The 2,178-nt window shown below is 61.9% G+C and carries 1 protein-coding gene and 1 pseudogene; one reads left to right on the top strand and one right to left on the bottom strand.

Features of this window, described 5'->3' with window-relative positions; all coding sequences use genetic code 11:
• Positions 1–261 precede the first annotated feature (261 nt).
• Complete coding sequence (locus tag ACXJ7R_RS30705; RefSeq protein WP_457155089.1) at positions 262–1,401, top strand: LuxR C-terminal-related transcriptional regulator; 1,140 nt, start codon at positions 262–264, stop codon at positions 1,399–1,401.
• Between the two features lie 136 nt (positions 1,402–1,537).
• On the opposite strand, the pseudogene ACXJ7R_RS30700 reads toward ACXJ7R_RS30705, so the two are convergent.
• Positions 1,538–2,178 (bottom strand): annotated as a pseudogene (locus ACXJ7R_RS30700) (hypothetical protein); the annotation flags it as partial.

Raw genomic sequence — 2,178 nt, 5'->3', positions numbered from 1 at the left:
CGCCTGGACGCAGTCTTGGAATCCGACGCTACTCAGGGCCAGGGCGTCTTGAATTGACGCGCTCTGGAACCTGCCTTGTGCCGCCCACTAGGCCTGGCGTGTTGCAATGTCGTCACCCGAAAGAATGAGGTCTCAGAAATCCTTCGGCTTGCGTTGAGCTTTTCAGGGCCATGCTGGTATAGGCAGGGCGTGCGGTATCCCTGACTGACAAAAAGGGAAGGCTCTGTTGGGCAGGGGCAAATGTACAGGCTGAGCAACGAGTTGCTTTCGTCGATCATCGGCGACATCTACGATAGCGCACTCAATTCGGAGTTCTGGACCGTCGTCATGGTCCGACTCACGGAGGCCGTGGACGCCGCCTATTCAACCATCGCGCTGGCTGATCCCGGCGATCAGTATGGCCGTTTCGCGGCCCAATCGCCTTGGGATGCGGAGCAAATGCGGGTTCTGCAGCAGGACTACGGCTTCGAGGACATTCCAGGTCTGAACGCCGTGGTCGTCGGCGACATCGACACACCGTTGTCGACATTGTCGAGCATGACTGAAGCCGAACTTCACCAGTCACCTTTCTACCGGAACTGGGCTGGCCCGCAGGGCTTGCGCGAGGGCTGCATCACCAAATTCGTGCACACCTCGGATCGGATCGGCCTCGTGAGCTTCACGACACGCGCGAGCAGGGGTGCCGTCACTGCGGAGGAGCAGCGCTTTATGGCGCTGCTTTCTCCTCATTTGCGCCGCGCTTCGCTGATCGGCGACCTGCTCGATCAGGCGCGCGTGACCGCCAGTCTCTATCGCGCGACGCTCGACAATCTTGCAACCGCCGTCGTTCTTACCAGCGCGGATGGCGCGATCCTTTATGTGAACGGCCGTGCCGAGGCGATGCTTTCGACACAGCACCCCATCTTTTCCAGAAACGGCATCCTCCAGGCACAAAATCCGATAACGGGCCGCGCCCTGCTGGAAGCGATATCGGGAGCCGCTGATGCCGATGCCTCGCTTGGCGCGCGCGGCATCGGCTTGCCCTTGTCCGCGGCCGGCCAGCCCCCAGCCGTTGCCTATGTGCTGCCTTTGACCGAGGGGACCGCGCGCGCGGCTTTCCGTCCCGCATGCGCCGCCGTCTTCATCTCGACGACAACCTCGGCCGCGCCGCCCTCAGAGGCGGTGCTGACGACACTGTTCGATCTCACACCGGCGGAAGTGCGGGTTTTGCTGGCCGTGGGTGGCGGACTGACCACGCAGAAGAGTGCGCTGTCGCTCGGGGTCGGTGAGAACACGATCAAGACCCACCTTGGCCGCATCTATGCCAAGACCAACACGACGCGGCAGGCGGACCTCGTCAAGCTAGTCTCCGATATTGGTGTGCCGCTCAGTCCGGGAGCCGTCCCATTGAACATCGCATGACGGTTGGCGATAACGCGGCCGCTGCCTCGGGGGCGGGCGCCGCCTTCATCGGTGCTCTGCTGGCCAAGGGGTAATGATCACCTTGGCGGCCGGATCGCCGATGCCGCCAACCAAGCTGAGTTCAAGACTTCGAACCCTATGATTTTTTCGAACGCAAGCTTGTGGATATCCTGCGCAAGGGACTGGTGATGCGCCAGCTTGTGGACTGATACAAGGCCGCGATTTGCATTCGGCATGCTTGCAGCGCCTGTTCGATCTCGTCCTTCTCGTTTCCTGTATCCGAAGCGGCGCTCCGTAGCTCGGCGTTGCGTTGGTGAGCCAGATCGAGCGCGGTGCGCAGCCTCGCGATTTCCGGCTGCAACGCAGCTTCCTTGTCGAACGCGTCCGAAGCGGCCCTCCGTAGCTCGGAATTGCCTTGCTGAGCCAACTGCAGCTCATTGTGCAGCCGCGAGATCTCAGACCGCAGCTTCGCCTTCTCGGCCTCGGCGCTTGCCAGCATCGGGCGGGTCGTTTGGACGTCCTCCCAGGCAAGCCGTGCCACCAGATCACCGACCACGCGGCGCATCTGCGCGCTCCAGGCCGCAGGGTCGACGCGCATCAGGCGCGAGTACTCATATTGTTCGTTGCTGCCGTTCGGTATCCAGACGCGCAAGGCTGAAGGCCACCAGCCTGCTCCGTCCGCGATATCAAGAAAAATGGCCAGTTGCCCCGCCTGTGAGTGACGCGAATTTTTCCATTTGGCGCTGAAATGCAGGACGGTTGGGACGCGGCAATAGG

It is taken from the genome of Mesorhizobium sp. P5_C1 (genome assembly GCF_054049815.1).
Note: the sequence above shows the minus strand (reverse complement) of the source record. Positions and strands in the feature narration are given on the sequence as shown.